General features: G+C 72.4%; 22 protein-coding genes. 13 read left to right on the forward strand and 9 right to left on the reverse strand.

Features of this window, described 5'->3' with window-relative positions; translation table 11 throughout:
- Positions 1-120 precede the first annotated feature (120 nt).
- The 10 genes from J2X46_RS12050 to J2X46_RS12095 all read left to right on the forward strand — a co-directional run bounded on the left by J2X46_RS12050 (position 121) and on the right by J2X46_RS12095 (position 11,293).
- Complete coding sequence (locus J2X46_RS12050) at positions 121-1,311, forward strand: allantoate amidohydrolase (protein ID WP_310250625.1); 1,191 nt, start codon at positions 121-123, stop codon at positions 1,309-1,311.
- Positions 1,308-2,627 (forward strand): formimidoylglutamate deiminase, encoded by a 1,320-nt coding sequence (locus tag J2X46_RS12055; protein WP_310250627.1) that lies wholly within the window; start codon positions 1,308-1,310, stop codon positions 2,625-2,627. Before J2X46_RS12050 ends, J2X46_RS12055 begins: the two co-directional genes overlap by 4 nt.
- A complete protein-coding gene (gene hutI, locus J2X46_RS12060; RefSeq protein WP_310250630.1) occupies positions 2,624-3,790 on the forward strand; it encodes an imidazolonepropionase in 1,167 nt (388 codons plus the stop codon). The genes J2X46_RS12055 and hutI overlap by 4 nt, the downstream gene beginning before the upstream one ends.
- Positions 3,791-4,040: 250 nt before the next feature.
- Positions 4,041-4,166 (forward strand): hypothetical protein, encoded by a 126-nt coding sequence (locus tag J2X46_RS12065; protein ID WP_310250632.1) that lies wholly within the window; start codon positions 4,041-4,043, stop codon positions 4,164-4,166.
- Positions 4,167-4,219: 53 nt separating this feature from the next.
- Positions 4,220-7,141 carry an AAA family ATPase gene (locus tag J2X46_RS12070; protein WP_310250634.1) on the forward strand — a complete coding sequence of 974 codons (2,922 nt, stop codon included), beginning with the start codon at positions 4,220-4,222 and terminating at the stop codon, positions 7,139-7,141.
- A 212-nt stretch (positions 7,142-7,353) separates the two neighbouring features.
- On the forward strand, positions 7,354-8,145 hold the full coding sequence (locus J2X46_RS12075; RefSeq protein WP_310250636.1) for a PASTA domain-containing protein: 792 nt from the start codon (positions 7,354-7,356) through the stop codon (positions 8,143-8,145).
- Positions 8,146-8,179: 34 nt separating this feature from the next.
- On the forward strand, positions 8,180-8,938 hold the full coding sequence (locus J2X46_RS12080; RefSeq protein ID WP_310250639.1) for a sucrase ferredoxin: 759 nt from the start codon (positions 8,180-8,182) through the stop codon (positions 8,936-8,938).
- A gap of 98 nt (positions 8,939-9,036) precedes the next feature.
- Complete coding sequence (locus J2X46_RS12085; RefSeq protein WP_310250641.1) at positions 9,037-9,288, forward strand: hypothetical protein; 252 nt, start codon at positions 9,037-9,039, stop codon at positions 9,286-9,288.
- Positions 9,289-9,455: 167 nt separating this feature from the next.
- Positions 9,456-10,403, forward strand: a complete 948-nt coding sequence (locus J2X46_RS12090) for a JmjC domain-containing protein (RefSeq protein ID WP_310250644.1) — start codon at positions 9,456-9,458, stop codon at positions 10,401-10,403.
- Entirely contained in the window at positions 10,400-11,293 is an 894-nt protein-coding gene (locus tag J2X46_RS12095) for a sucrase ferredoxin (RefSeq protein WP_310250647.1), read from the forward strand. The genes J2X46_RS12090 and J2X46_RS12095 overlap by 4 nt, the downstream gene beginning before the upstream one ends.
- A gap of 3 nt (positions 11,294-11,296) precedes the next feature.
- On the opposite strand, the gene J2X46_RS12100 is transcribed toward J2X46_RS12095, so the two are convergent.
- The 4 genes from J2X46_RS12100 to J2X46_RS12115 form a co-directional block, all read right to left on the reverse strand.
- Positions 11,297-12,298: a hypothetical protein gene (locus J2X46_RS12100; protein WP_310250650.1), complete on the reverse strand. Its 1,002-nt coding sequence runs from the start codon at positions 12,296-12,298 to the stop codon at positions 11,297-11,299.
- Entirely contained in the window at positions 12,295-12,594 is a 300-nt protein-coding gene (locus J2X46_RS12105; protein WP_310250653.1) for a hypothetical protein, read from the reverse strand. Before J2X46_RS12105 ends, J2X46_RS12100 begins: the two co-directional genes overlap by 4 nt.
- Before the next feature lie 90 nt (positions 12,595-12,684).
- A complete protein-coding gene (locus J2X46_RS12110; RefSeq protein WP_310250656.1) occupies positions 12,685-13,191 on the reverse strand; it encodes a DUF1648 domain-containing protein in 507 nt (168 codons plus the stop codon).
- A gap of 1 nt (position 13,192) precedes the next feature.
- Complete coding sequence (locus J2X46_RS12115) at positions 13,193-13,981, reverse strand: hypothetical protein (protein WP_310250659.1); 789 nt, start codon at positions 13,979-13,981, stop codon at positions 13,193-13,195.
- Between the two features lie 104 nt (positions 13,982-14,085).
- Between J2X46_RS12115 and J2X46_RS12120 the strand changes: the two genes are divergently transcribed.
- The gene (locus J2X46_RS12120) at positions 14,086-14,616 is read left to right on the forward strand and encodes a hypothetical protein (protein WP_310250662.1); all 531 of its coding nucleotides are present in this window, start codon (positions 14,086-14,088) and stop codon (positions 14,614-14,616) included.
- On the opposite strand, the gene J2X46_RS12125 is transcribed toward J2X46_RS12120, so the two are convergent.
- Together J2X46_RS12125 and J2X46_RS12130 are read right to left on the reverse strand one after the other, a co-directional pair.
- On the reverse strand, positions 14,597-15,829 hold the full coding sequence (locus tag J2X46_RS12125) for an MFS transporter (RefSeq protein ID WP_310250664.1): 1,233 nt from the start codon (positions 15,827-15,829) through the stop codon (positions 14,597-14,599). The genes J2X46_RS12120 and J2X46_RS12125 overlap by 20 nt on opposite strands.
- A 176-nt stretch (positions 15,830-16,005) precedes the next feature.
- Positions 16,006-16,845: an aldo/keto reductase gene (locus J2X46_RS12130; protein ID WP_310250667.1), complete on the reverse strand. Its 840-nt coding sequence runs from the start codon at positions 16,843-16,845 to the stop codon at positions 16,006-16,008.
- Between the two features lie 63 nt (positions 16,846-16,908).
- On the opposite strand from J2X46_RS12130, the gene J2X46_RS12135 reads away from it, so the two are divergent.
- Positions 16,909-18,840, forward strand: coding sequence for a M3 family metallopeptidase (locus J2X46_RS12135; RefSeq protein WP_310250670.1), 1,932 nt, complete (start codon positions 16,909-16,911; stop codon positions 18,838-18,840).
- 111 nt (positions 18,841-18,951) lie between these two features.
- On the opposite strand, the gene J2X46_RS12140 is transcribed toward J2X46_RS12135, so the two are convergent.
- The 3 genes from J2X46_RS12140 to J2X46_RS12150 all read right to left on the reverse strand — a co-directional run bounded on the left by J2X46_RS12140 (position 18,952) and on the right by J2X46_RS12150 (position 23,397).
- A complete protein-coding gene (locus J2X46_RS12140) occupies positions 18,952-20,388 on the reverse strand; it encodes a M28 family metallopeptidase (protein ID WP_310250673.1) in 1,437 nt (478 codons plus the stop codon).
- A 79-nt stretch (positions 20,389-20,467) separates the two neighbouring features.
- Positions 20,468-22,474: a M4 family metallopeptidase gene (locus tag J2X46_RS12145; RefSeq protein WP_310250676.1), complete on the reverse strand. Its 2,007-nt coding sequence runs from the start codon at positions 22,472-22,474 to the stop codon at positions 20,468-20,470.
- 212 nt (positions 22,475-22,686) lie between these two features.
- Positions 22,687-23,397 carry an SGNH/GDSL hydrolase family protein gene (locus J2X46_RS12150; RefSeq protein ID WP_310250679.1) on the reverse strand — a complete coding sequence of 237 codons (711 nt, stop codon included), beginning with the start codon at positions 23,395-23,397 and terminating at the stop codon, positions 22,687-22,689.
- Between the two features lie 223 nt (positions 23,398-23,620).
- Between J2X46_RS12150 and J2X46_RS12155 the strand changes: the two genes are divergently transcribed.
- Positions 23,621-24,409, forward strand: a complete 789-nt coding sequence (locus J2X46_RS12155) for a GNAT family N-acetyltransferase (RefSeq protein WP_310250682.1) — start codon at positions 23,621-23,623, stop codon at positions 24,407-24,409.
- The last annotated feature ends 171 nt before the right edge of the window (positions 24,410-24,580 follow it).

Below are 24,580 nucleotides of genomic sequence, written 5' to 3' on the forward strand. Positions count from 1 at the left end.
GTAACAGGGCGTTACAGCGGCGGAGCGCCCGGCTTGACGGAAGCCACGGCGTCTGGGATCCGAGACGACTTGCCGGGCGTCCTCGTTGACCCGGGTCGAGGATGTCGATGGACTTGGCCCATGGCCTTCGAGGAGATGTGGCGCGACCTGTCGCCGGTGGGTCGCTCGGCGACCTCGGGCGGCTACTTCCGCCAGCCCTGGACGTCGGCCGAGTCCGAGCTGCGCGCGTGGTTCGCCGAGGAGTGCGCCGCCCGCGGGCTGACCGTCGAGACCGATGGCATCGGCAACCAGGTCGCCTGGTGGGGCGAGTCGGACCTGCCCGGCGTGCTCACCGGGTCGCACCTCGACTCCGTCCTCGACGGCGGCGCGTACGACGGCCCGCTCGGCGTCGCCTCGGCCCTCGCGGCCGTCGACACCCTCCGGGCCCGTGGCGTCGAGCCCGAGCGGCCGATCGGGATCGGCGTCTTCGTCGAGGAGGAGGGCTCCCGGTTCGGCCGGGCCTGCCTCGGCTCGCGGCTGGTGACCGGTGCGACGACGTGGGACCAGGCGAAGGAGCTGCGCGACCGCGACGGCGTCTTCCTCGCCGACGCGATCGCCGACGCCGGCCTCGACCCGTCGGCCGGGCTGCTGTCGCTGGACCGGGTCGGCACCTTCGTCGAGCTGCACGTCGAGCAGGGCCGCGACCTCGTCGACCGCGACGTCGCCGTCGGCCTTGCCAGCGAGATCTGGCCGCACGGCCGCTGGCGCTTCGACTTCGCCGGCCAGGCCAACCACGCCGGCACCACGCGCATGGAGGATCGGCACGACCCGATGCTGACCTACGCGATGACGGCCCTGGCCGCCAACAAGCAGGCCCGCCTCGCCGAGCAGCGGGCCACCTTCGGCCGGGTCGCGGTCGAGCCCAACGGCACCAACGCCGTGCCCTCGCTCGTCACGGCCTGGCTCGACGCGCGCGCCTCCTCCGACGATGCCCTCGCCTCCCTGGTCGCGTCGATCGAGCGTCAGGCCGAGGACCGCGCCGGGCGCGACGGCACCGGGCTCACCGTCACCGCCGAGTCGGTCTCCGGGTCGGTGGCCTTCGACGCCGACCTCGCGACCCGACTCGCGTCGCTCGGGGGCTGGCCGGTCATCCCGACGCAGGCGGGGCACGACGCGGGCATCCTGTCCGACGCCGGCATCCCCACCGCGATGGTCTTCGTGCGCAACCCGACCGGCGTCTCGCACTCGCCCGACGAGCACGCCGAGACCGCCGACTGCCTGGCCGGCGTCGAGGCGCTCGCCGACGTGCTGGTCGAGCTGGCGGGCGCATGACGTCGTACCTCCTCGAGCGTGCGTGGATCGGCGGCGCGGTGAGCGACGACGTCCTCGTCGAGGTCGAGGGCGGCCGGTTCACCTCGGTCACCCCCGACGCCGACCCGCCGCGGGCCATCCCGGTCCGCGGCCTGGTCGTGCCGGGCCTCGCGAACACCCACAGCCACGCCTTCCACCGCGCCCTGCGCGGCCGGACGCAGCGCGAGCGCGGGACGTTCTGGACCTGGCGCGACCAGATGTACGACGTCGCCGCGCGGCTCGACCCCGACACCTACCTCGCCCTCGCCCGGGCGACCTACCGCGAGATGGCGGCCGCCGGGATCACCTGCGTCGGGGAGTTCCACTACCTCCACCACCAGCCCGACGGCACCCGCTACCCCGACGCCAACGAGATGGGTCAGGCGCTCGTGCACGCCGCCCGCGAGGCAGGTGTGCGGATCACCCTGCTCGACACGCTCTACCTGTCCTCGGGCTTCGGCGCGGCGCCGGAGGGCGCGCAGGTGCGCTACAGCGACGGCTCCGTCGAGGCCTGGACCGATCGGGTGAGCGGGCTCGAGGCGCGCTTCGCCCGCACGTCGCCCACGGAGCGGGTCGGGGCGGCGGTCCACTCCGTGCGAGCCGTGCCCGCCGCCGACCTCGACGCCGTCGCTGCGTGGGTCGGTGACCGGCCGTTCCACGTGCACCTCTCCGAGCAGGTCGCCGAGAACGACGCCTGCCTCGAGGCGTACGACGTCACGCCCGCGCGGCTGCTCGCCGACCACGACCTGCTCCGGCCCACCACCTCGCTGGTCCACGCGACCCACCTGACCGACGACGACATCGCGCTCATCGGCGGCGCGGGCACCTACGCGTCCTTCTGCCCGACCACCGAGCGCGACCTCGGCGACGGCATCGGCCCCTCGCGGCGCCTCCACGACGCCGGCGCGCGGCTGACCCTCGGCAGCGACAGCCACGCCGTGATCGACCTCTTCGAGGAGATGCGCGCGGTGGAGCTCGACGAGCGGTTGGCCACCCAGCAGCGCGGCCACTGGACCGCGGGCGAGCTGCTGGCCGCGGCGACGACCGACGGCCACGCCTCGCTCGGGTGGGACGACGCCGGCGCGATCGCGGTCGGCAGGCGGGCCGACCTCGTCGTCCTCGACCCGGTCTCGCCGCGCACCGCGGGCACGGGCCGCGACGAGAACACCGTCGTCTTCGCGGCCGCCGCCGAGGACGTACGACGTGTCATGGCAGGTGGCCGGTGGATCGTGGAGGACGGCGACCGGGCCGAGATCGGGCGCGAGCTGGACGACGTGATCGGGAGGATCTGGGGATGAGCACCGCGGTCATCACGAACATCGGCGAGCTGGCCACCAACGACCCCGAACGGGACGGGCTCCTGGGCCTGCTCCACGACGCGGCGGTCGTGGTCGACGGCAGCCGGATCGCCTGGGTCGGCCCCGCCGCCGAGGCGCCCGACGCGGACGTCCAGGTCGACGCCGGCGGACGCGCGGTCATCCCCGGCTTCGTCGACTCGCACAGCCACCTCGTCTTCGCCGGCGACCGGTCGGCGGAGTTCGAGGCACGGATGATCGGCGAGCCCTACACCGCCGGCGGCATCCGCACCACGGTCGCGAAGACCCGGGCAGCGAGCGACGAGCAGCTCACGTCTCACGTCGCCCGGCTCGTCGCCGAGATGCGCGCGCAGGGCACCACGACCGTGGAGATCAAGAGCGGCTACGGGCTGTCGGTGCCCGACGAGGCCCGCAGCCTCGCGGTGGCCCGGCAGTTCACCGACGAGACCACGTTCCTCGGTGCCCACGTCGTCCCCGCCGACACCACCCCCGAGGACTACGTCGACCTCGTCACCGGCCCCATGCTCGCGGCGGCAGCACCGCACGCCCGGTGGATCGACGTGTTCTGCGAGGACGGCGCCTTCGACGTCGACCAGGCCCGCACCATCCTGACCGCGGGGTCCGACAGCGGCCTGCGCGGGCGGCTCCACGCCAACCAGCTGACGTACGGCAAGGGCGTGCAGCTGGCCTGCGAGCTCGGCCTGGCGGCGGTCGACCACTGCACCTTCCTGAGCACCCTCGACGTTGAGTCTCTCCGAGACTCAAGGACCATCGCGACCCTCCTGCCGGGCGTCGAGTTCTCCACCCGCCAGCCCTATCCCGACGCGCGCGGGCTGATCGACGTGGGCGTCCGCGTCGCGCTCGCCAGCGACTGCAACCCGGGCTCGTGCTTCACCTCCTCGATGGCGCTGTGCATCGCGCTGGCGGTCCGCGAGATGCGGATGAGTCCGGCCGAGGCGCTGCACGCCGCGACGGCCATGGGGGCGGCCGCGCTCGACCGCAATGACGTCGGCGTGCTCGCCCCCGGCAAGGCCGCCGACCTCGTCCTCCTCGACGCGCCGTCGTACGTCCACCTGGCCTACCGCCCCGGCGTTCCGCTCGTCTCCGGGGTCTGGCAGCAGGGTCGTCCCGTCGTCTCGGGGTAGTCCAGTGGCGAATGGCTGTCAGACGGCCATTCCGACGACCACTCGCCACTGGACTACCGAGACCAGAGGACAACTCGTCACTGGACTACCCCACGAGGCGGCTACCTCAGACGCGCCCGTACGCCGCCTGAGGCCGCATCTGAGGTACCCCGCCGAGCGTGAATAGGGCACGCACCCGATGTCCGTGCCTACCTCAGCGACGGAATCTCTCCTCACGGTCCAGAAAGGACCCTGAGATGAGGAGAAGCACATGTTCAACACCGACAGCTTCCTGGGTGCCGAGATCTCGTACCGACAGGACAAGGTGCGCCGCGACTACGGGCTGATCCACCGCTGGACCCGCCCCACCCGCGGCGACGACATCAAGAAGAAGTGACCCGCACCGCGATCGGTGCGACGTTGTCGGACGAGCACGACACAATGTCGAGCGTGCCGACGCTGCGGACCACCGATCTCATCGGACGCGATGCCGAGCTGGAGGAACTGACCACCCAGCTCGGCATTCGCGCGTCCGGGGGCGATCCGTCCGCGCGCGCGATGCTCGTCGCCGGCGACGCGGGGGTCGGCAAGACGCGCCTGATCATGGCGCTGCGCGACACCGCGCTCGAGGCCGACTGGCAGGTCGTGGCCGGCCACTGCCTCGACCTCGCCGACAGCTCGTTGCCCTACCTCCCCTTCACCGAGATCCTCGGGCGGCTGATGGCCGACCTGCCCGACGTCACGGCCCGGGTGCTCGAGCAGCACCCGACGCTGGCGCGCCTCCAGCCGGGCCGCCGGATCCGCAGCAGCGAGACCGCGTCGGGCGACCAGGCCCTCGACCGCGGCAACGTCTACGACGCGTTCGGCGACCTCCTCTCCGCCGTCGCCGAGCAGGCGCCCGTCCTCGTCGTCGTCGAGGACGCCCACTGGGCCGACGAGTCCACCCGCGACATGCTCAGCTTCCTCTTCTCCCGCCCGGTCCCCGGCGTCGCGCTCGTCGTCTCCTACCGCGCCGACGACCTCCACCGCCGCCACCCGCTCCGCCGCCAGGTGGCCGAGTGGATGCGCCTGCGCGGCGTCGACCGACTCCAGGTCGACCCCCTCCCCGACGACGACGTACGACGTCTCGTGCGCGCGCTGCGCCCCGGCACCATGTCCGAGGCTGAATACACCTCGATCGTCGACCGCGCCGAGGGCAACCCGTTCTTCGTCGAGGAGCTCGTCGGGGCCGCGTGGTCCGGCCAGGTGCCGGGCGAGCTCGCCGACGTGCTGCTGGTCCACCTCGACCGCCTCGGTGAGACCACCCGTCGCGTGGTCCGCCTGGTGTCCGTCGCCGGGCGCCAGGTGAGCCACGGGATGCTCGCGGCCGTCTCCGACCTCGACCCCACCGACCTCGAGGCCGCGCTGCGCGACGCCGTCGAGGCCAACGTGCTGGTCGCCTCGCGCGGAGGCACGTACGCGTTCCGCCACGCGCTGCTCGGCGAGGCGGTCTACGACGACCTGCTGCCCGGCGAGCGGGTCCGCCTCCACGCCGACTTCGTGTCGGCGCTCGGCGAGGGGCGCGCGGTCGGCACCGCCGCCGAGCTCGCCCAGCACGCCCGGCGCGCCGACGACCGGCCCGTCGCGATCCGTGCGTCCATCGAGGCGGGCGAGGAGGCGCTGGCCGTGGGCGGTCCCTCCGAGGCGGCCACCCACTTCCTCGACGCCCTCGAGCTGATCGACACCTCGCGCACGCCGATCACCGACATCGACGCCCACTCCCTGGCCCGCCGGTGCGCGGAGGCGCTGATCGCCGCCGGCCGGGTGCCGAAGGCGGTGAAGGTGCTGCGCTCGCGCATCGCCTGCCTCGCGCCCGACACCTCCGACGTCGACCGCGGCCAGCTGCTCACCGCGGTGGCGCAGGCGCTGATGCTCACCGACACGACCGAGTCGCCGCGCGAGACCGCCGCCGAGGCCGTCGACCTGCTGCGCGACGGACCGCCCAAGCTGCTCGCCCGGGCGCTCTTCGTCCATGCCGAGTCCCTCGGCAACTGGCGCGCCGACGAGGCGCGCACGGCCGCGCTCGAGGCCCTCGAGATCGCCGAGCGCAACGACCTCACCAGCCTCGCCGTCGAGCTCCACACGACTCTCGCCGGCCTCGACCCGGCCGGTGGCGAGGATCCCGGCACCGGGTGGCGCGCCGCCGCCGAGCGCGCCCGCAAGGCCGGCCTGATCGAGCCCGAGCTGCGGGCGCTCTACTTCCTCGGCCGCCTCTTCCACGACCGCGGCGACCTCGACGGTGCGGTGGAGATCTACCGCGAGCTGATCGCCCGCAGCGACGTCGGCGGCCTGACCTGGTCGCCCTACCCCGCCGAGGCGCGGCTGCTGCTGGCCGTCGCGCTGACCCACCAGGGGCGGCTCAGCGACGCCTGGCGCACGCTCGACGTCAGCGGGCAGGACCCGCCGATGGTCTACGAGTGGATGTACTTCGCCCACCAGGTGCTCGTGCAGTTCGGCCTGCGCGGCAAGCCGCACAGCGACAACGCCCTCGAGCGGCTCCGCGAGCACTGGGGCACCGACGGCATCACGGCGATCACCGCCGGCACGACCGAGATCCTGCAGGCCTCCGCGACCGGCGATCCCGCCGCCGCGCTCGGGGTGTACGACGACGTGGTCGCGAGCGTCGTACCCCTCTGGCACGAGTGGTTCCAGGCCCGCCTCCGCCTCGCCACGCTGGTGGTCGGCGTGTTCGCAGGCGCCGCCGCCCACCAGTCCGCCGACGAACGCGAGCGGGCCCGCGCGGCCGTCGACCGGCTGATGTCCGACGGCGGCCGAGTCATCGACTTCTACGCCCGCTACGAAGCCAGCCGCGGCCCCGAATACCGCATGTGGGTCGCGCGCCGCACCGCCGAGCACCTGCGCTGGCGCTGGCTGGCGCAGGTCGAGCCGCCGTCGAGCGAGGAGCTCGTGGAGGCCTGGCGCGCGGCCGAGGAGGCCGCCCTCGCCTACGGCAGCGTGCCCGAGATCGCCCAGACCCGGGTCCGGCTCTCGGGCGTGCTGCGCGCCGCCGGCGACGCCGCGGGCGCCCGGGAGGCGGGCGACCTGTCGCGCGAGTCGGCGCACGCGATGCGGGCCGAGCCGCTCCTCGCCGAGCTCACCGCGCAGGGGTCCGCGCCCGCTCCGGCCACGGCGTCCGAGGTAGCGACGCTGACCCCGCGCGAGGCCGAGATCCTTGCCCTCGTCGCGGAGGGACGGTCCAACGGCGAGATCGGCAAGCAGCTGTTCATCGCCACCAAGACGGTCTCGGTGCACGTCTCCAACATCCTCGCCAAGCTCGACGCGGCCTCCCGCACCGAGGCGGCCGCCGTCGCCCGGCGGCGCGGCCTGCTCTGAGGTCCTGACGTCGTGGCGGACGCCACACGTGTCCGACTTCTCGCCCTCCGTGCAACGGATCGAGGGCAACTTCTCGGACACATGTACGACATCGTCACGCCGAGCCCCGGGTGTACGGGCATGTCATCGGCAGGACCGGACGTCGGTGTCACCAAGGTCTGGCGTACGCCGTCCAGACGCAACCTCGACGGCTCCGCCCGCGTCTCCCCAGCATGAGAGTCGTCGCACTCGCCCTCGTCACGTGCCTGGCGGTCCTCGGGTGCTCCACGAATCCCGGCCGGGATCCCGTCGGGAGCGGCACCGCAGCCACGGCCGCTGCCCCACCGTCGGCGACCACGTCGCGGAGCGATGACGCGCGTGGTCGCCCGGTCACGATCCCCGACCTCACGGCGGTGGAGTTCCGCAGCGCTCGCGAGTTCCTCGAGGGCGACGGCCTCACCGTCCGCGCCGACGTGGTGCACGACTGCCGACTGTCGAAGGGACTGGTGGTCGCCCAGCAGCCCGCGCCCGGCACCCGCCTGGCTCGTGGTGGCGAGGTGGTGCTGACCTTCGGGCGCACGCCGTCCGCCGCCTCGTGCGTGCCGCGGCCGGCGCCTCCGCTGGCCCGCGCGTTCCTTGCGTGGGCGAAGGGCGAGGGCGGGCCACCCGCCTTCGCCCCGCACGTCCGCCTGCTGCAGGGCGGCCGGCAGGTCGCCCGGCTGACCGCGGCCGAGGCCGGTGACCGGGGCGCGTGGCGCCTCCCGGCGGGTTACGCCGAGCTCGCTGCCATCAATCTCCTCGACTGGATGGACGCCGAGGTCCTCCTCCAGCCCTCGCGCGGGCTGAGCGCCTACTGCCTCGTGCGGGCCGCCCCGATCCCGCCCGACCTCGTCGACCGGTTGTGGTGGTCCTCTGCGCTGCTGTCCGCCTCGGCCGACGCCTGCCTCCAGATGGGAGCGGTGCAGGTGTGGGTCGACGACCGGGACCGGATCTCGGCGGTCGGCTTCCTCATCGGCTCCCCCTGACGGGACGGTCCGACCAGACCGGCAGACTGGCGCCATGCCTGACTTCCGGTGCTCGCTCGCCAGCCTCACCGACGACGAGCCCATCGCCGGCACCGCGCCGACCGACCCCGAGATCCTGCTGGTCGAGTCGCCCGGCCCGTGGGGCAAGGACGCCCTCGCCGACAACCGCCTGCCCGAGGCCGTCCGCGACCACCTGGGTGGGCTCGACCTCAAGGTCTTCCTCCTGCGCCGGTACGACGGAGGCGCCGGCCCCGGCACGCACGTCTTCCACGCCCGCGCCACCGACGAGGGGTACGACGTCCGCGGCACGGTGCTCGACCGGCCCGAGGACCTGCTCGACCTCGACGTCGCCACCCTGCCGTCGTACGACGCCCCGCTGTGGCTGGTCTGCACGAACGGCAAGCGCGACCGGTGCTGTGCCGAGATCGGACGGCCGATCGCCGGGCTGCTCGCGCAGGAGTGGCCGGAGGGCACGTGGGAGACCACGCACCTCGGCGGCCACCGGTTCTCGGGCACCCTGCTCGCGCTGCCCAGCGGGCTCACCCTCGGCCGTCTCGACACCGCCACCGCCCTGGCCGCCTGCGAGGCGGTCGAGCGCGGCGAGGTGCCGACCGAGTGGGTCCGCGGTCGTGCCGGTCGTCCGGGCGCCGAGCAGGTCCGCGAGCTCCACGTGCTGGCCGGGGGCGATCCGGCCGACGAGGTGGTCGCCGTGCCCGGCCCGACGCGGCGGCAGTCCTGCGGCGACGACAAGGTCAAGGGCACCACTAGGTTCGAGGTCCGTCCGGCCCGGTGACCCCGCCCTCTGGGGTGTGGGACGGTGGGAGTCGAGCGCACGACACTCGAGGCGTAGCCCGGGGCGGACCGTCCGTCGCGGCACGACGAGGAGGATCCATGACGACGACTCCTGACAGCCCTCTGGGCGACGACGAGATCACCACCGAGGGCGCCGACCCGACCGGCGTACCTGCTGCTCCGGGCGATGCCGACGGCACCGACGGCGGCGACGCCGACGGCACGGACGGCGACTCCACCGATTCGACCGACGGCGACTCCACGGACGCCGACGGCACCGACGGCGACTCGACCGACTCCACCGACGGCGACTCCACCGACGCCGACGGCACCGACGGGACCGACGGCTGAGCGCCCTCGACCGGCTGACGGGTGACGCCCAGACCTTCGTCGACAAGGTCTGGGCGTCGCGCGTCCACGTCCACCGCACCGACCCCGGCTTCGGCGCCGAGGTCCTCTCGCTCGCCGACGCCGACCACCTGCTGACCGAGACCGCGATCCGAACCCCCGCTGTCCGCGTGGCGCACGACGGCTCGGTGCTGCCCGAGTCGTCGTACACCCGCGGCGGCACCCTGGCCGGCAGGCCGCTCACCGGCCTGGTCGACCCGGTGAAGCTGATGCGCCTGCACGACGAGGGCGCCACGATCGTGCTCCAGGGTCTCCAGCGCTACTGGACGCCCGTCGGCGACCTGATCGCCGACCTTGAGCTCGAGCTCGGCCACCCCTGCCAGGCCAACGCCTACCTCACCCCGCCGGGCGCCCAGGGCTTCGCCGTGCACTCCGACTCCCACGACGTCTTCGTCGTGCAGACCCACGGCACCAAGCTGTGGGAGATCCACGGCGACGGCGGCCCGGGCGAGCTGCTGCTCGAGCCCGGCGTCGTGGCCTACCTCCCGACCGGCACCCCGCACGCCGCCCGCGCCCAGGACGGGATCTCGCTCCACCTCACCATCGGCATCAACCAGCTGACGTGGCGCAGCCTGGTCTCCCGCGAGGTGACCCGGCTCCTCGACGAGGTCCCCGACGACCACCTGCCCGCGGGCTACCTGGACGACCCCGACCGGCTGGCCGAGGGACTCGGCGACCACCTCGCCGCCCTCGCCGATGCCGTACGACGACTCGACCCGGCCGCCGTCGCGCACGAGCAGTCCGACCGGTTCCTCGGCGGCCGACCGTCCCGCCTCCCGGGTGCGCTGCTCGATCGTGAGGCGCTCGCCGGACTCGACGCCACCACCGCACTGCGCCGCCGCCCGGGCCGCCCGTGCGTGCTCGCCGACCACGGCGACGTGGTCCGGGTGCTCATCGGCGACCGCGCGCTGCGCGTGCCGGCGCGGATCCGTCCCGCCCTCGAGCACGTCGCGACCCACCTCGAGCTCACCCCGGGCGACCTGCCGCTCGACGCCGGGAGTGCGCTGGTGCTGTGCCGGCGACTGGTCCGGGAAGGGTTGCTCGAGGTCGTCCGGTGAGCGACTTCCGCTGTGCCGCGGCCAGCCGGGAGCGCGGGGACGAGCTGGCCGGCACCGCCTCGACCGTGCGCAGCTTCCTGCTGGTCGAGCACGCCGGACCGTGGGGTTCCGACGCGCTCCGTGACGCCCGGCTCCCCGACGGGCTGGGCGACCACCTGCGCGAGGCGGCCGGTCGCCACCGCGTCCGCGTCCTGCTCGTACGCCGCCACGGCCGGCGCGCCGACGGAGGGGTCCGGGTCTTCGCGTGCCGGGCCGCCGGCCCCGACTCGTGGGCCGAGACCGCCGTCCTCGACGACCTCGACCAGGTGCGTGACCTCGACCTCGCCGCGCTCGGCGCCGGCCGCTCGCTCGGTCTCGAGCCCCACGCGGCTCCGCTGCTCGCGATCTGCACGCACGGCCGCCACGACGCGTGCTGCGCCGAGCTGGGCCGCCCGGTCGCCGCCGCGCTGGCCGACGGCCCCCACGCGGACGACGTCTGGGAGACCTCGCACGTCGGCGGCGACCGGTTCGCCGGCAACCTCGTCGTGCTGCCGCGCGGCCTCTACTACGGCGGGCTCGACGCTGCCGCGGCCTCAGCGGTGGCCGACGCAACGGCGACGGGTGAGGTGCTGCTCGACCACCTCCGCGGCCGGTCCGACCTGCCGATGGGCGCCCAGGCCGCCGACATCGCGCTGCGTCGCGAGCTCGGCCTGACCGGTCTCGACGACGTGGTGGCCCGGTCGGTGCGGGTCGACGGCGACCTGACCACGGCCCGGTTCGACGTCGCCGGCCACGCCCACCTGGTCGTCGTACGACGGGTGGCGGGGGAGGCGACGCACCGGCTCACCTGCTCGGCGCGGCGTGACAACGTGGTCCCGCGCCACGAGGTCGTCGAGCTGCGCGAGGGGTGAACGTCAGCCGAGCCGGTCGCGCAGGTTGGTCGCGGGCTGCCAGTCGGCACGCTCGACGACGAGGCGGGGCTTGCCCGACTCGGCCGCCTCGAGGTTGCGGGCCGCGCGGTTGGCCTGGGCCTGCTCGCGGTCGGCGTCCTGCTGGGCGTCGTGGGCCTCGACCCGCGCGTCGACGAGCTCCTTGTGGAGGGCCTGCACCTTGGCGGCCTGGGCCTGGATCTCCTCGGGCGAGCGCTCCTCGATGACCATCTTCTCGAGCTGGTCGAGGGAGTTCTGCTCGCGGCGCTTGAGCTGGTCGACGGTGCGGTGCGCGGCGTCGGCGCGGTCGTTGGCCTCGACCGCCTCGCGCGCCTCCTCGGCGGCCTCGCGGCGCAGCTCGCCGAACTGCACCTGGTTGGCGTTGGCCGCGACGAACTTCGCCTTGTCCTTGTCGGGGTGGACGTCGGCGTAGTCGGCGAGCGCCTTGATCAGCTCACGGGTGCTCGCCCGCCGGGCATCGCGCAGCTCGATCTTGGCGTCGAAGCACTCCTGGTAGGCCTTCCAGTCGGCCTCCCACGCGTCGGCCTGCTTCTGGGTGGCGTCGCCGGGGAGCGTCTCGATGGGCGGCCAGATCCGGTGGTCGCGGACCTCGAGGCCCTTGCTCGTCGCGAACGCGCGGAGCTGCTCGAGACCCTCACGGTGGCGGCGCAGCACGTCGGAGTAGGCGTTGATGGCGCGCCCGAGGCCGCGGAGGTTGTCGCGCACGGTGGCCGACTCCTCGTGGCGGCGACCGGCCCGTTCGCGGAGCGTGTCGGCGGCCTCGCCGGCGAAGACGTCCTCCGACAGGGTGGCCGTCCGCTCGAAGCCGTCGACGGCGAGCTCGACCTTGGTGGCGAGCCGGCGCACGGAGTCGCCGTAGGAGTCGACCTTGTCGGGCTCGAGCCAGTGGTAGCTGCAGCCGATCGGGTCGCCGAACTGCAGGCCGTCCTGCTGGGTCTCGATCGCGTCGACGAGGACCTTGGTCATGGCGTCACCTGGTCGAGCTTCGCGGCGACCTGTGCGGCCTCGCCGACCATGAAGTCGAGCTCGTCGAAGTCGATGATCGAGTCGTCGATGGCCGAGGCGAGGGTGCGGCACTTCTTTGAGACCTGCTCGGCGTCCTCGACGAGGCTGCGCACGCCCTGGACCATGAGGTCGCGCCACGGGAAGTCGTCGGCCGGGTGGTCGACGTCGCCGAGCGCGTCCTTCAGCGCCTCGCGCGCGGAGTCCAGCTCTTCCTTGGCGGTCCGCAGCGCCCGCTGGTTGATCGCGATCGGCCTCATGGCGACCTTCTGCCCCGATGGACGCAGTCGAAACGCGATGTGGTGAAACTGTGAACTACGACGCTCCGGCGGTCTGGACCGCCGCGCCCGTCAGGGTGGGGTCGGCGGCCGGTAGGACCGCAGCAGCCGCACCGTCCACACGGCTGTCAGCGCGAGGTAGACCCCCACGAGGCCGGCCAGGACCCACCACGGGAGCTCCTCGCGGCCGGTCGCCCCGACCCAGGTCGTCAGGCCGAGCACCGCGGTCATCAGCAGTCCGGTGAACGCGCTGAAGCCCTCCATGTCGTCGCCGAACCGCTCCCGGAACTCCGCGCGGCGCTCGGGCGCGAACCAGTAGTCCTTCGAGCGCTGCGGCAGGTTGACCCACGTCCCGTCGCCGGCGACGAGCAACCGCGTGAGCACCGGGATGCCGACCAGGACCAGGAGCCCGACCACCGCGAACATCGCGAGCAGCCCCGTGCGCGACGACCAGTCGTCGACCCGACCCGCGGCGTCGAAGTGAGCCGGCACGCGGTCGGGCAGGACCAGCGCCGCCCACACCAGCGCGACGACGTACGCCGCTGCGCTGAGCAGGAGGACCCGACGCCCGGATCGCACGTCAGACGTGCCCGCTGAGCTGGGCCATCCGGAGCTCGAGCCGGCCGAGGAGGTCGGTGCACGCCTTGTCGGGCATGGACGACTTCCGGCCGCCGCCCTGCGAGCAGACCGGCAGCACGTCGATCGACAGCTTCGCGCCGCCGGCCAGTGCGCGGAGCTCGTCGAGCTTGTCGCCGAACGGCGAGCCGCTGCCGGGGGAGTAGTAGTCGACGGCCGCGTCGACGTCGTCGGCGAAGAGGTCGGCCTTGGTCACCGCGATGATCAGCCAGGTGGGGCGGTCGCGGCGCACGGCCATGCCGGCGATGCGGTGGGCCGTGATCGACCAGTCCTCGAGCTCGGCGGCCAGCTGCTCCTCGCGGGTGGCGACCGCCGTGCCGGTCGTGCCGGCCGTACGACGCGGGGTGGCGTGGCCGTGGGCGACCACGTGCAGCACGCCGTCGACCGGCTCGTCGTGGAAGACCTCGTCGAGCGCGCCGAGGCGGGTGGCGGCGTTCTCGCCGGGGACGACGCGGAAGCGGTAGCCGCGCATCCGCGCGTCGCGGCGGGTACGACGCTCCATGACGGCCGAGCCGACATCCTGGGCGCCCTCGGCCTGCGTGCTGGCGCGCCGGGCCAGCCGGTCGACGAGCCGGGTCTTGCCGACGCCGGTCATTCCGGTGACCGCGACGGTCGGGTAGCGGTGACGGAGGAGGCGCGAAGCCCGCTCGGGCGCCTGAGACAGCGCGGCGAGGGCGCCCCCGGCGATCGTCGTACCGAGGGCCGCCCTGCCGTGTCGCAACGGTGACTGCATGCGCCCATCCTGTCCGACGCCCGGGTGGGGTGGGCGCCGGTTGGCCATGCAACCGGCCATCACGGACAATGGCGGAGCCCGTGCCCACCGGTTGAAAGGTCTCCATGGACACCGAGAACCGTCCCGTCCTGACGGGGCTGGTCGCCCTCGTGGGCGTCGCTGTGGCCATCGGTCTGCTCGGAGGTCTCGCCGTCCTCGTCGGCGTCAAGGCCGCCGGCATCGGTGAGAGCACGTCGGCCAGCGACGACAGCAGCGTGTCGGCCACCTTCGACCTGCCCAAGCCGACCGACACCGGCAGCTCGATCCCCGAGCCCACGGAGTCCAGCGAGCCCAGCACGGAGGAGTCGACCTCCGAGGCGCCCGCCGAGGGCATCTCGCTGTCGGCCACCCAGCAGTCGGTGAGCCCGATGCAGCAGATCGACCTCACCGGCACCTACCAGTCCGGCGAGGGCGCGATCCTGCAGGTGCAGCGGATGGAGAACGGCGAGTGGTCGGACTTCCCGGTGACCATGTCGGTCAGCGGCGGCACCTTCGCGACCTACGTCCAGACGAGCCGCCCCGGGCCCAACAAGTTCCGCGTGGTCGACACCGACTCCGACGCGACCTCCAACGAGATCACCGTGACGGTCGGCTGACCTCGGCGATCGCCTCGGCGGCACGGGCGCGGTCCACGCGGCCGGTCCAGTAGCCCACCCACACCGAGCCGGCCAGGCCGAGCACCCCGACCGCCAGGCAGGCGGTCGCGAGCGGCGCGACGACGGCGACGGCGCTGACCAGCAGCGGTCCGCCGGTGTTGCCGATGTCGCCGCACAGCCGCCACGCGCCGAGGAACTGCGAGCGGCCGTCGACCGGGGCCGAGTCCGCGCCCAGGGTCATCACGATCCCAGCGCCCAGCCCGTTGCCGGCGGCGATGAGCGCCATGACGAGCGCGATCGTGACCGCCGACGTGGCGAGCGGAAGGAGCAGGCACGCCACGGCCATCGACAGCACGACGGGTACGGCGACGACCCGGCGGCCGCGGGTGTCCATCAGCCAGCCGCCGGGCCACATCAGCGCGACGTCGATCGCGGCCGCTCCGGCGAAGATCAGCGAGGTGGTCGAGGCGGACAGGCCCACGTGGTCGGCCCACAGCGGCAGCAGGCTCATCCGCAGCGACCGGGTCATGCCGAGGATGACGACCGCGCTGCCCAGCGTGGCGAGCAGCCTGCGGTGCTCGCGGATCACCGTCCACACCGGGAGGTGCCCGGACTGCCTCGCCGCCGCCCGCTTCGCCTCGCCGAGGTCGGGCATCGTGCCGGCGAGCAGGCCCGCGCAGATCGAGCTCACCGCGCCGAGCCAGAACACGCTCGCGATGTCGGAGACCTTGATCAGGGCGGCACCGATCAGCGGGCCGACGAGGACTCCGACGCGGTAGGTGCCACCGAGGAACGACATCGCCCGCGCCCGGTGGGTGGCCGGGACGACGTCGATCATGAAGCCTTGGCGCGCGATCAGGAACAGCGTCCAGCACACGCCGCTGAGCAGCACCGCCGCGGCGAGCGCCGCCACGGACTCGGTCGTCGCGGCGAGCGTCATGGCCGCGGCGTCGAGGAACCCGGCTCCCATCAGCGCCCGCCGCTCGCCGATCCGGGCGATGAGAGCGCCGGACGGCAGGCTCGCCAGGAGCATGCCGACGCTGAGCATCGCCACGATCGCGGCCGCGACGCTGACGTCGGCGCCGAGGTCGCGGGCCCGCAGCGCCAGCACCGGCATCATCGCGCCGTGCCCGACCGCCGAGACGATCGAGGGGCCGTACGCCACCAGCCAGATGTCGCGGAACCTGAAGTCCTCCGCCGCCCCCGAGCTCACCCGCTCATCCTCTCAAGTGGTCGCTCGGGCGGTGCGTGAGGCGCCTTCTCGACCGGTGGAAGGTGTCTCACGCACCGCCCCAGGCGCGACACGCGTACGACACGCCCGTCGGCGGTGCGTGAGGAGGATTCGGAGCCCCCGGAATCCCCCTCACACACCGCCCGACACAGAATCGATCAGGAGGGGATCCAGTCGAAGGTGTCGGGGTTGGGGCCCATCCGACCGGGCTCGCCCTGGTCGAGCTCGTCGAGGGCGGCCATGTGGGTCGGCTCGAGCTCGAAGTCGAAGATCTCGAAGTTCTGCTTCATCCGGTCGGCGTTCATCGACTTCGGGAAGATGATGTCGCCGCGCTGGACGTGCCAGCGGAGCGCCACCTGGGCCGGCGTACGACCCACGAGGGAGGCGATCTCGCCGATGGTGTCGTCGTCGACGACCTTGCCCTGCGCGATCGGCGACCACGCCTCGGTGAGCACGCCGTGCTTCTTGTTCGCGGCGCGGACGTCCTCGTTGGCGAAGAACGGGTGCACCTCGACCTGGTTCACGACAGGTACGACGCCGGTCTCCTCGACGATGCGGTCGAGGTGGGCGGGCTGGAAGTTCGAGACGCCGATGCTGCGGGTCTTGCCGGCCTCCTGCGCCTCGATCAACGCGCGCCAGGTCTGCACGAAGTCGCCGTCGTAGCGCGTCGGCAGCGGCCAGTGGATGAGGAACAGGTCGACCTGGTCGAGGCCGAGGCGCTCCAGCGAGGCGTCGATCTCGCGGCGCGCGTCGTCGGGGCGATGGAAGGTGTTGTTGAGCTTGGTGGTGATGTAGAGCTCGTCGCGGTCCACACCACGGATCGCCTCGCCGACGCCGGCCTCGTTGCCGTACATCTGCGCGGTGTCGATGTGGCGGTAGCCCGCCTCGAGCGCCTTGGTCACCGTGGCAGCGGTCTCGGGCGGCGGCACCTGGAAGACGCCGAAGCCGAGCTGGGGGATGGACGTGCCGTCGTGGAGCTGGATGGTCGGAACAGTCATACCTGTCCCTACACGTCTGGTCCGCGAGGTATTCCGCTGGACTGCACGCCCTAGTCTCGGAGCGTGACCCAGAACACCGACATCGCGCCCGACCCGCTCCAGCTCCCCGGTGACGGCGACTGGCTCGCCTGGGTCGGCGAGCACTGCGACGGACAGCTGGCCGAGGCGCGACGCCTGGTCGAGCAGGTGAAGGCCGGCTCCGGTGACGCGTCGGCCGTGCTGGCCGACTGGAACCGTGCCGAGACCGCGATCGCCAACGCGGGCGCGGTGTCGCTGTGGGCCGAGGTCCACCCCGAGCCCGCCGTGCGCGACCGGGCCGACGAGCTGAGCCAGGAGGTGCAGAAGTACGTCACCGAGCTCGGCCTCGACCGCGACCTCTTCGCCGTCTTCGACGCGCTCTCCGCCGACGGCCTCGACGACGACGCGCGCCGGGTGCTCGACCACACGCTGCGCGACTTCCGCCGCGCCGGCGTCGACCGCGACGACACGACCCGTGAGCGGCTCCGCGAGCTCAGCGAGCGCGGGGTGAAGCTGTCGCAGGACTTCGGTCGCAACATCCGCGACGACGTCCGGTCGATCCGGATCGCGCCCGAGCGCCTCGAGGGCCTGCCCGCGGACTACCGCGAGGCCCACCCGGCCGACGACGAGGGCCTCGTCACCATCACCACTGACTACCCCGACCTCGTGCCGTTCGTGACCTTCGGCGCCGACGCCGACGCCCGCCGCGACCTCAGCCTCGCGGCCAACAACGTCGCCTGGCCGGCCAACGACCAGGTCCTCCAGGACATCTTCGCGGTGCGGCGCGAGACCGCCGGCCTGCTCGGCTACGACTCGTGGCCGGACTACGACACCGAGGTCAAGATGATCGGCACCGGTGCGGCCGTCGCCGAGTTCATCGACCGGATCAGCGATGCGGCCAACGAGCGCGCCGGCCAGGAGCTGGCGGTGCTGCTCGAGCGCAAGCGCGTCGACGAGCCCGGCGCCGACGTGGTGGCGACCTACGACTCGCGCTACTACTCCGAGCTGGTCCGCCGCGAGCAGTACGACGTCGACGGCCAGGTCGTGCGCACCTACTTCCCGTTCGAGCAGGTCCGGCAGGGCCTCCTCGACGTCACCGGCCGGCTCTTCGGCCTCGAGTGGACGCCCGTCGACCACGCCGAGGCGGGCACCTGGCACGAGGACGTGGCGACGTACGACGTCGGGCTCGACGGCCGGCGGATCGGGCGCATCCACCTCGACCTCCACCCGCGCGAGGGCAAGTTCAAGCACGCCGCGCAGTTCGACGTGGTCCGCGGCATCGCCGGCGTCCAGCTCCCCGAGGGCGGCCTGGTCTGCAACTTCAGCCGCGGCCTGATGGAGCACGACGAGGTGGTCACCCTCTTCCACGAGTTCGGCCACCTCGTGCACCACGTGCTCGGCGGGCAGGGCGACTGGATCCGGTTCTCCGGCGTGGCCACCGAGTGGGACTTCGTCGAGGCGCCGAGCCAGATGCTCGAGGAGTGGGCGTGGGACGCCGACGTGCTCGCGACCTTCGCCCGCAACGCCGACGGCGAGACGATCCCGGCCGAGCTGGTCGCGGCCATGCGCCGGGCCGACCACTTCGGCAAGGGCACGCACGCCGCCCAGCAGATGTCGTACGCCGCCCGGTCCTACTGGTTCCACGCGCAGCAGCACGACGACCTGACGGCCTATGGCGACGAGCTCCAGCGTCGCTACTCGGTCTTCCCGCCGCTCGAGGGCGCGCACATGCACGCCGCCTTCGGGCACCTCGACGGCTACTCGTCCGGCTACTACACCTACATGTGGTCCCTCGTCATCGCGAAGGACCTGTTCTCCGCCTTCGACGTCGACGACATGTTCAACGCCGACGTCGCCGGCCGCTACCGCGACCGCGTCCTCGCGCAGGGCGGCCGCAAGGACGCCGCCGACCTCGTCGCCGACTTCCTCGGCCGGCCCTACTCCTTCGACGCCTGGGAGGCGTGGCTCGCGGAGTAGGTCATCTCTGCTGGTCGAGTAGCTCGCGAGCGCCAGCGAGCGGCGTATCGAGACCCATGGTGAAGGGGTCTCGATACGCCTCGCTCGTTCCTCGCTCGGCTACTCGACCACCTATGAAGCAGTGACCGAGGTGTCGTCGACGACGAAGCTGGTCTGCAGCGAGGAGTCCTCGCTCATCAGGAACTTCACCGTGATCGTCTTGCCCTTGTAGGCCAGCAGGCTGTGGCTGAACTGCGCGTAGGTCGCGTTGGCGCCGACGTTGCTGAAGGTCTTCAACGTCGTGGTGGTGCCGCTGCTGACGACCTGCATCTTCAGGGTGTCGTACGCCGTCGAGCCGCTCTCGTTGGTGTCGGTGCGGATCCAGTACGACAGCGACGCCGCCGTGGCCGAGGCCGGGATGGTGACGTTCTGCGCGATGTTCTCCGACGAGGTGCTGCCGTTGCCGCCGAGCCAGGCCTTCCACGAGCCGGTGCGCGCCGGGCGGCCGGTGTTGTTGGTGATCGGGCCCGACGTGCCGGTCCACGAGGTCGCGCCGGACTCGAAGCCCGGGTTGGCCAGCAGGTTCGCGCCGGTCGGAGGCGTGGTCGGCGGGATGCTGGTGCCGAAGTCCTTGTCGGCGTAGAGCCAGACCATGTGGCCGATCATGTCGAGGTTGCGGTCCAGCGCCGTGGTGTTGATGTTGGAGATCGTGTCGCAGGACCGGTGGTAGCAGGCGTCGAAGGCCTGGCCGGCCGTGCCGCCCCACTTCTGCGCCTGGGCGCTGGTCTTGATGACCTCGCCGCCGGAGTACATGCCCGTCGTCGGGATGCCGTAGCTGCGGAACGACGCGTGGTCCGAACGGCCCTGCACGTCGATGTACTCCCAGGGGATGCCCTTCGACGTGTAGTAGGCGGTCATCGTGTCCCGCGCGAAGTTGCCGGCCGCGTTGTCGTCGTAGACGAAGTAGCCGGGGTTGGGCGAGCCGACCATGTCGTAGTTCATGTAGAGGTCGATGCGGTCCTTGTCGGCCGTCGGCAGCAGCGACATGTACTTGTTGGAGCCGAGCAGACCCTGCTCCTCCGCGCCCCACCACGCGAAGCGCAGGTGGTTGCGCGAGGTGTTGCCGCTCGACGCCCACGCCAGCGCGGCCTCGAGGACCGAGGCGGAGCCGGTGCCGTTGTCGTTGATGCCCGGGCCGGCCGAGACGCTGTCGAGGTGGGCGCCGGTCATCACGACGTGCTCCGGGTCGCCCCCGGGCCAGTCGGCGATCAGGTTGTACGACGTCCCCGACGAGGTCGAGAACTGCTGGATCTGGGTGGTGTAGCCGGCCGCGTCGAGCTTGGCCTTCACCCAGTCGACCGAGGCCTTGTAGCCGGGCCGGCCGGTCGCGCGGTTGCCGCCGTTGGCGGTGGCGATGTTCTGCAGCTGCTGGAGGTGCGCGGTCACGTTGGTGACGCTGAGGTCGGGCGAGGGGGCCGCGACGGCGGGTGAGCCGGTGCCGGCGAGCAGCGACGCGGCGACGGCCGAGGCCGCGACGGCGGACAGGGCCGTCGTACGAAGGGAACGCATGGAGTCTCCTCAAGGGTCGGTGAAAGGGAGACGGGGCGGGGCAGCAGTGCTGCCCCGCCCCGTCAGGAGCTGCGTGACGTCAGGAGACGTTCAGCGCGGTGTCGTCGACCACGAAGCTGGTCTGCAGCGACGAGTCCTCGGTCATCGTGAAGCGGATGGTGACCGTCTTGCCCTTGTAGGCGAGGAGGTTGTGCGAGTACTGCGTGTAGGTCGCGTTGGTGCCGACGTTGGTGAAGGTGCGCAACGTCGTGGCGGTCGACCCGTCGACCACCTGCACCCGCATGTTGTCGTACGCCGTCGAGCCGCTCTCCGAGGTGTCGGTGCGGATCCAGTACGACAGGGTCGCCGCCGTGGCAGAGGCCGGGATGCTCACCGACTGGTTGATCGTCTCGGTGCTGGTCGAGCCGTTGCCGCCGAGCCAGAGCTTCCACGAGCCGGTGCGGGCCGGACGACCGGTGTTGTTGGTGATCGGGCCGGAGGTGCCGGTCCAGCTGGTGGCGCCGGACTCGAAGCCCGGGTTGGCCAGCAGGTTGCCGCCGGTCGGCGGGGTGGTGGGCGGCGTGGTGGTGCCACCGCACGTCGGGTCAGCCGACTGCGCCGGCACGTTGACGGCGTCCCAGGCGTTCTTCGTGGAGTTGAAGAGCGCGCAGGTGGAGTCGAGGTTCTTCGCCGAGGTGAGGGTCCAGGTGCGGTACTTCAGGTACGACGACGACGAGGTCTTCATCAGCATCGCGTTGTACATGATCTTCATCGCGTTCTGGACGCCGACGCCGGAGACCGAGGTGCCGTCGCACTTGGAGGTGCCGCCGTTGGCGAGCAGGTACCACCAGTGGTCGCCGGGGCCAGCCGCGGCGTGGACCTCGGAGTTCGGGGTCGAGCTGGTGTAGCAGGACGGGTCACCGACGTTGCCCGGGTTGGACATGTCGCGGATCGGGCCGGAGCCGACCAGGTTGACCTCCTCGCCGATGGTGTAGTCGGCCGGGTCCGCAGGGTTGTTGGCGTAGAACTCGGTCGCGGTGCCGAAGGTGTCGGCGACGAACTCCTGCGTGCCGCCACCCGAGATGCCACCGGGGGTCTTGTCGTCGATGCCGTGGCCGAACTCGTGGGCCACGACGTCCATGGCGCCGATCCACTCGTTGGTGCCCTGGCGGTGGCCGATCTGGACCTGCGTGCCGTCGTAGTAGGCGTTGACGTCGTTGAGGCCGACGCGGATCGGCACCCAGCCACCCGAGCCGTTCATGCCGCTGCGGCCGAGCCAGTTGGCCAGCATCAGCCGCTCCTGCTCGGCGCTGTAGAACGCGTCGACGCAGCCGGTCTCCCGGTTGGTCGCGACACCGTTGCCCCACGCGTTGTCGGTGCCGGAGAACGTCGTGTTGTTGGCGGCGTCCTGGCACTTGAGGGTGGTGGCGTTCGTGTTGGTCATGGAGTACGACGTGCCGGAGCCCGAGGTCGGGATCGTGACGTTGCCCTCCCACGCGCCGGCGCCGGTGCCGCGGGCGATCTGCTCGCGCGACTCGAGCACCTTGCCGGTGTTCGCGTCGATCCAGGCCTTCTGCCAGGAGACCTCGCCCTTGTCGGTGCCGCGCACCTCGACCTCGTAGGCCAGCTTGGTGCCGGCGTCGCGGTGCCAGATGACCAGCTCGGGCGTCGACGTGGTCGCGCCCTTGTCGGCCAGGCCGGCGGCGGCCGTGGTGGCGCGGTCGGCGGTGATGGAGGGGGTGGTGCTCGCGATGTCGACCGGCGCGTCCTGGGCGACGGACGTGCCGACGACCTGGCCCTCGCCGTTGGCCAGGACGACGAAGTCGCCGCCGACCACGCGCAGGCCCTCGTGGGTCCGCTCGTAGGCCATGGAGTAGACGTCGGCGTCACCGGAGTAGGTGCCGGTGCGGACGAAGGCGTCCTGGGAAGCGCGCTCCAGCGCGTTTCCGTGACCCTTCACCCAGGCGCTTGCGGCCTGCTGTGCCTCGCTGCGGGGGTTGCCCGCGGAGGGTGCGGCGTCGGCCGGGGTGGCGGTCGGTGCCAGGAACGACGCAGCGACGGCTGTCGCTGCGATACCGGCCAGTGCGGCCAGGCGGGTTGTCTTCACTTGGGGATTTCCAATCGTGAGTTCAGGCCGAGAGGCCCGAGGATGGATTGGGTGATGCGGACCACTGCACAAACTCGCAATCGGTCGGGGGTGCGTCAATCACCCCTGAACTGCAGGTTCGTGCAACGCGAGAACATGCACGTCCCGAACGAGAACCGCGGCCCTTGTCCGATAATCGGCGCTTCGCGGGATTCCGTTGCGTGAGAGCGATCTCAGCGAGGGAGTACGACGGGTCGGTGCGGCGAAACCGCGGCGATCCGCTCAGCCACGACGCGGCCGAACTCCTGGTGGCCGCCCTCGGTGAGGTGCAGCCGGTCGTCCAGGTAGTCCAGGTCGAGGTCACTGGTCTGGACGTAGGGGACGTCGTACTGCTCGCTCAGCGAGGCCAGCAGCTCGTCCACCCGGGGTACGGCGCCGGCGCGGGCGGGCGCGGTGGCCGGCCCGACGACGACGACCTGCTGGCCGGCGAGGTCGGCCATCAGGTCGCGGAAGCCGCGGTCGATCGCGGACGCCGGCTGGTCGTAGTCGTTCAGGCCGCCCTCGACGACCACGAGTCCCGGACGCACGGAGAGTGCCGTGGGCGCCCGGTCGTGGAAGGAGACGCGGCCGCAGCCGCTGGCCCTCGCGCTGAAGCCGGACCCGGAGAAGCCGGCGACGTGCACCTCGCCGGGGAGCTCGGAGGCCCACGAGCGGGAGAGGTCGTCCTGGCCGAGGCCGACCGACCACGAGTCGCCGATCACGAGCACGGGCTCGCCCTCGCCGGTGACGATGCCCGCGCGCTCGCGGGAGTCCTCCCGGTGCTGCTGGCAGCGGGCCGGACCCGCGCCCGCGCGGCCGGCGACGTAGAACGCCATCAGGGCAGCGAGCAGCACCACGACGACTGACGTGCCGACGACCCGGCGCAGGTTCCCCCGATGGACCACGAGGAAAGTGTGCGGCCTCGCGCGCGATTTCCGCAGGGGAACAACCCTGAGATTCACCCTGATTTCCGGTGATTCCGGCCACGTGTGCCTCGCCACCAGTGATCCCCGGCTGACCGGGGATCGCTGAACTTGTCAGGCGGTGCACGGGCCGACAAGTTCAGCGAGAGCCTGACAACCTCATAACCGGAGGCGATCGCCCGGGCCCGGCACCTACGCTGCGGCCATGACTGACGACCACCTCCTCGCTGCCTACGACGACCAGCTCCGGCGGGAGGGTGAGGTCGGCCAGGTCGACGGCGTGGTCAGCCACGGCCCGCTGATGTGGGCGGTCTTCGACCACGGCGGGTTCGTCACCTACCGCGACCTCGGCGGCCTCGACGGCGCCGACCTCGACGCCCTCATCGAGGAGACGATCGCCTACTTCCGCGACGACACGGAGGTCGCCTCGTTCGAGTGGAAGTCGCGCGGCCACGACCTGCCGGCCGACCTCGGCGACCGGCTCGTCGCCCACGGCTTCGAGGCCGAGCCGCGCGAGACCGTGATGATCGGCGAGGCCACGCTGCTGGCCGTCGATGTTCCGCTTGCTGGCGGGATCGTCGTACGACAGGCGGGGGACGGCGCCGACCTGCGTGACGACGTCACCCGGATGCTCGCCATGCAGGGGTCGGTCTTCGGCAGCGGTCGCGGGCCGTCGGTGGAGAGCTCTTTGGCCGACCTCGAGGGCGGCGACACGGAGCTCTGGCTCGCCGAGGTCGACGGGCAGGTCGTCTGCGCCGGTCGGCTCGCCGTCGTGCCCGGCACCGAGTTCGCGGGCATCTGGGGCGGCTCGACGCTGCCGGAGTTCCGCGGTCGCGGGATCTACCGCGCCCTGGTCACCGCTCGCGCCAGGTCCGCCGTCGCCCGCGGCGTGCGGTACATCAACTCGGACTGCACCGACATGTCGCGCCCCATCCTCGAGCGCTCCGGCCTCCGCGCCGTGACCACCACGACGCCGTACGTCTGGACCCGCTGACGCGCCGCCGGATGAACTTCCACGCGCTCGGGTGGAAGTCCATCGGCGGCTGAGCGTGGCGGCGTCGGGGTGGGCCTGAACTTCCACGCGCTCGGGTGGAAGTCCATCGGCGGCTGAGCGTGGCGGCGTCGGGGTGGGCCTGAACTTCCACGCGCTCGGGTGGAAGTCCAT

The sequence above is a fragment of the Nocardioides sp. BE266 genome (assembly GCF_031457855.1).
Lineage (GTDB): Bacteria > Actinomycetota > Actinomycetes > Propionibacteriales > Nocardioidaceae > Nocardioides.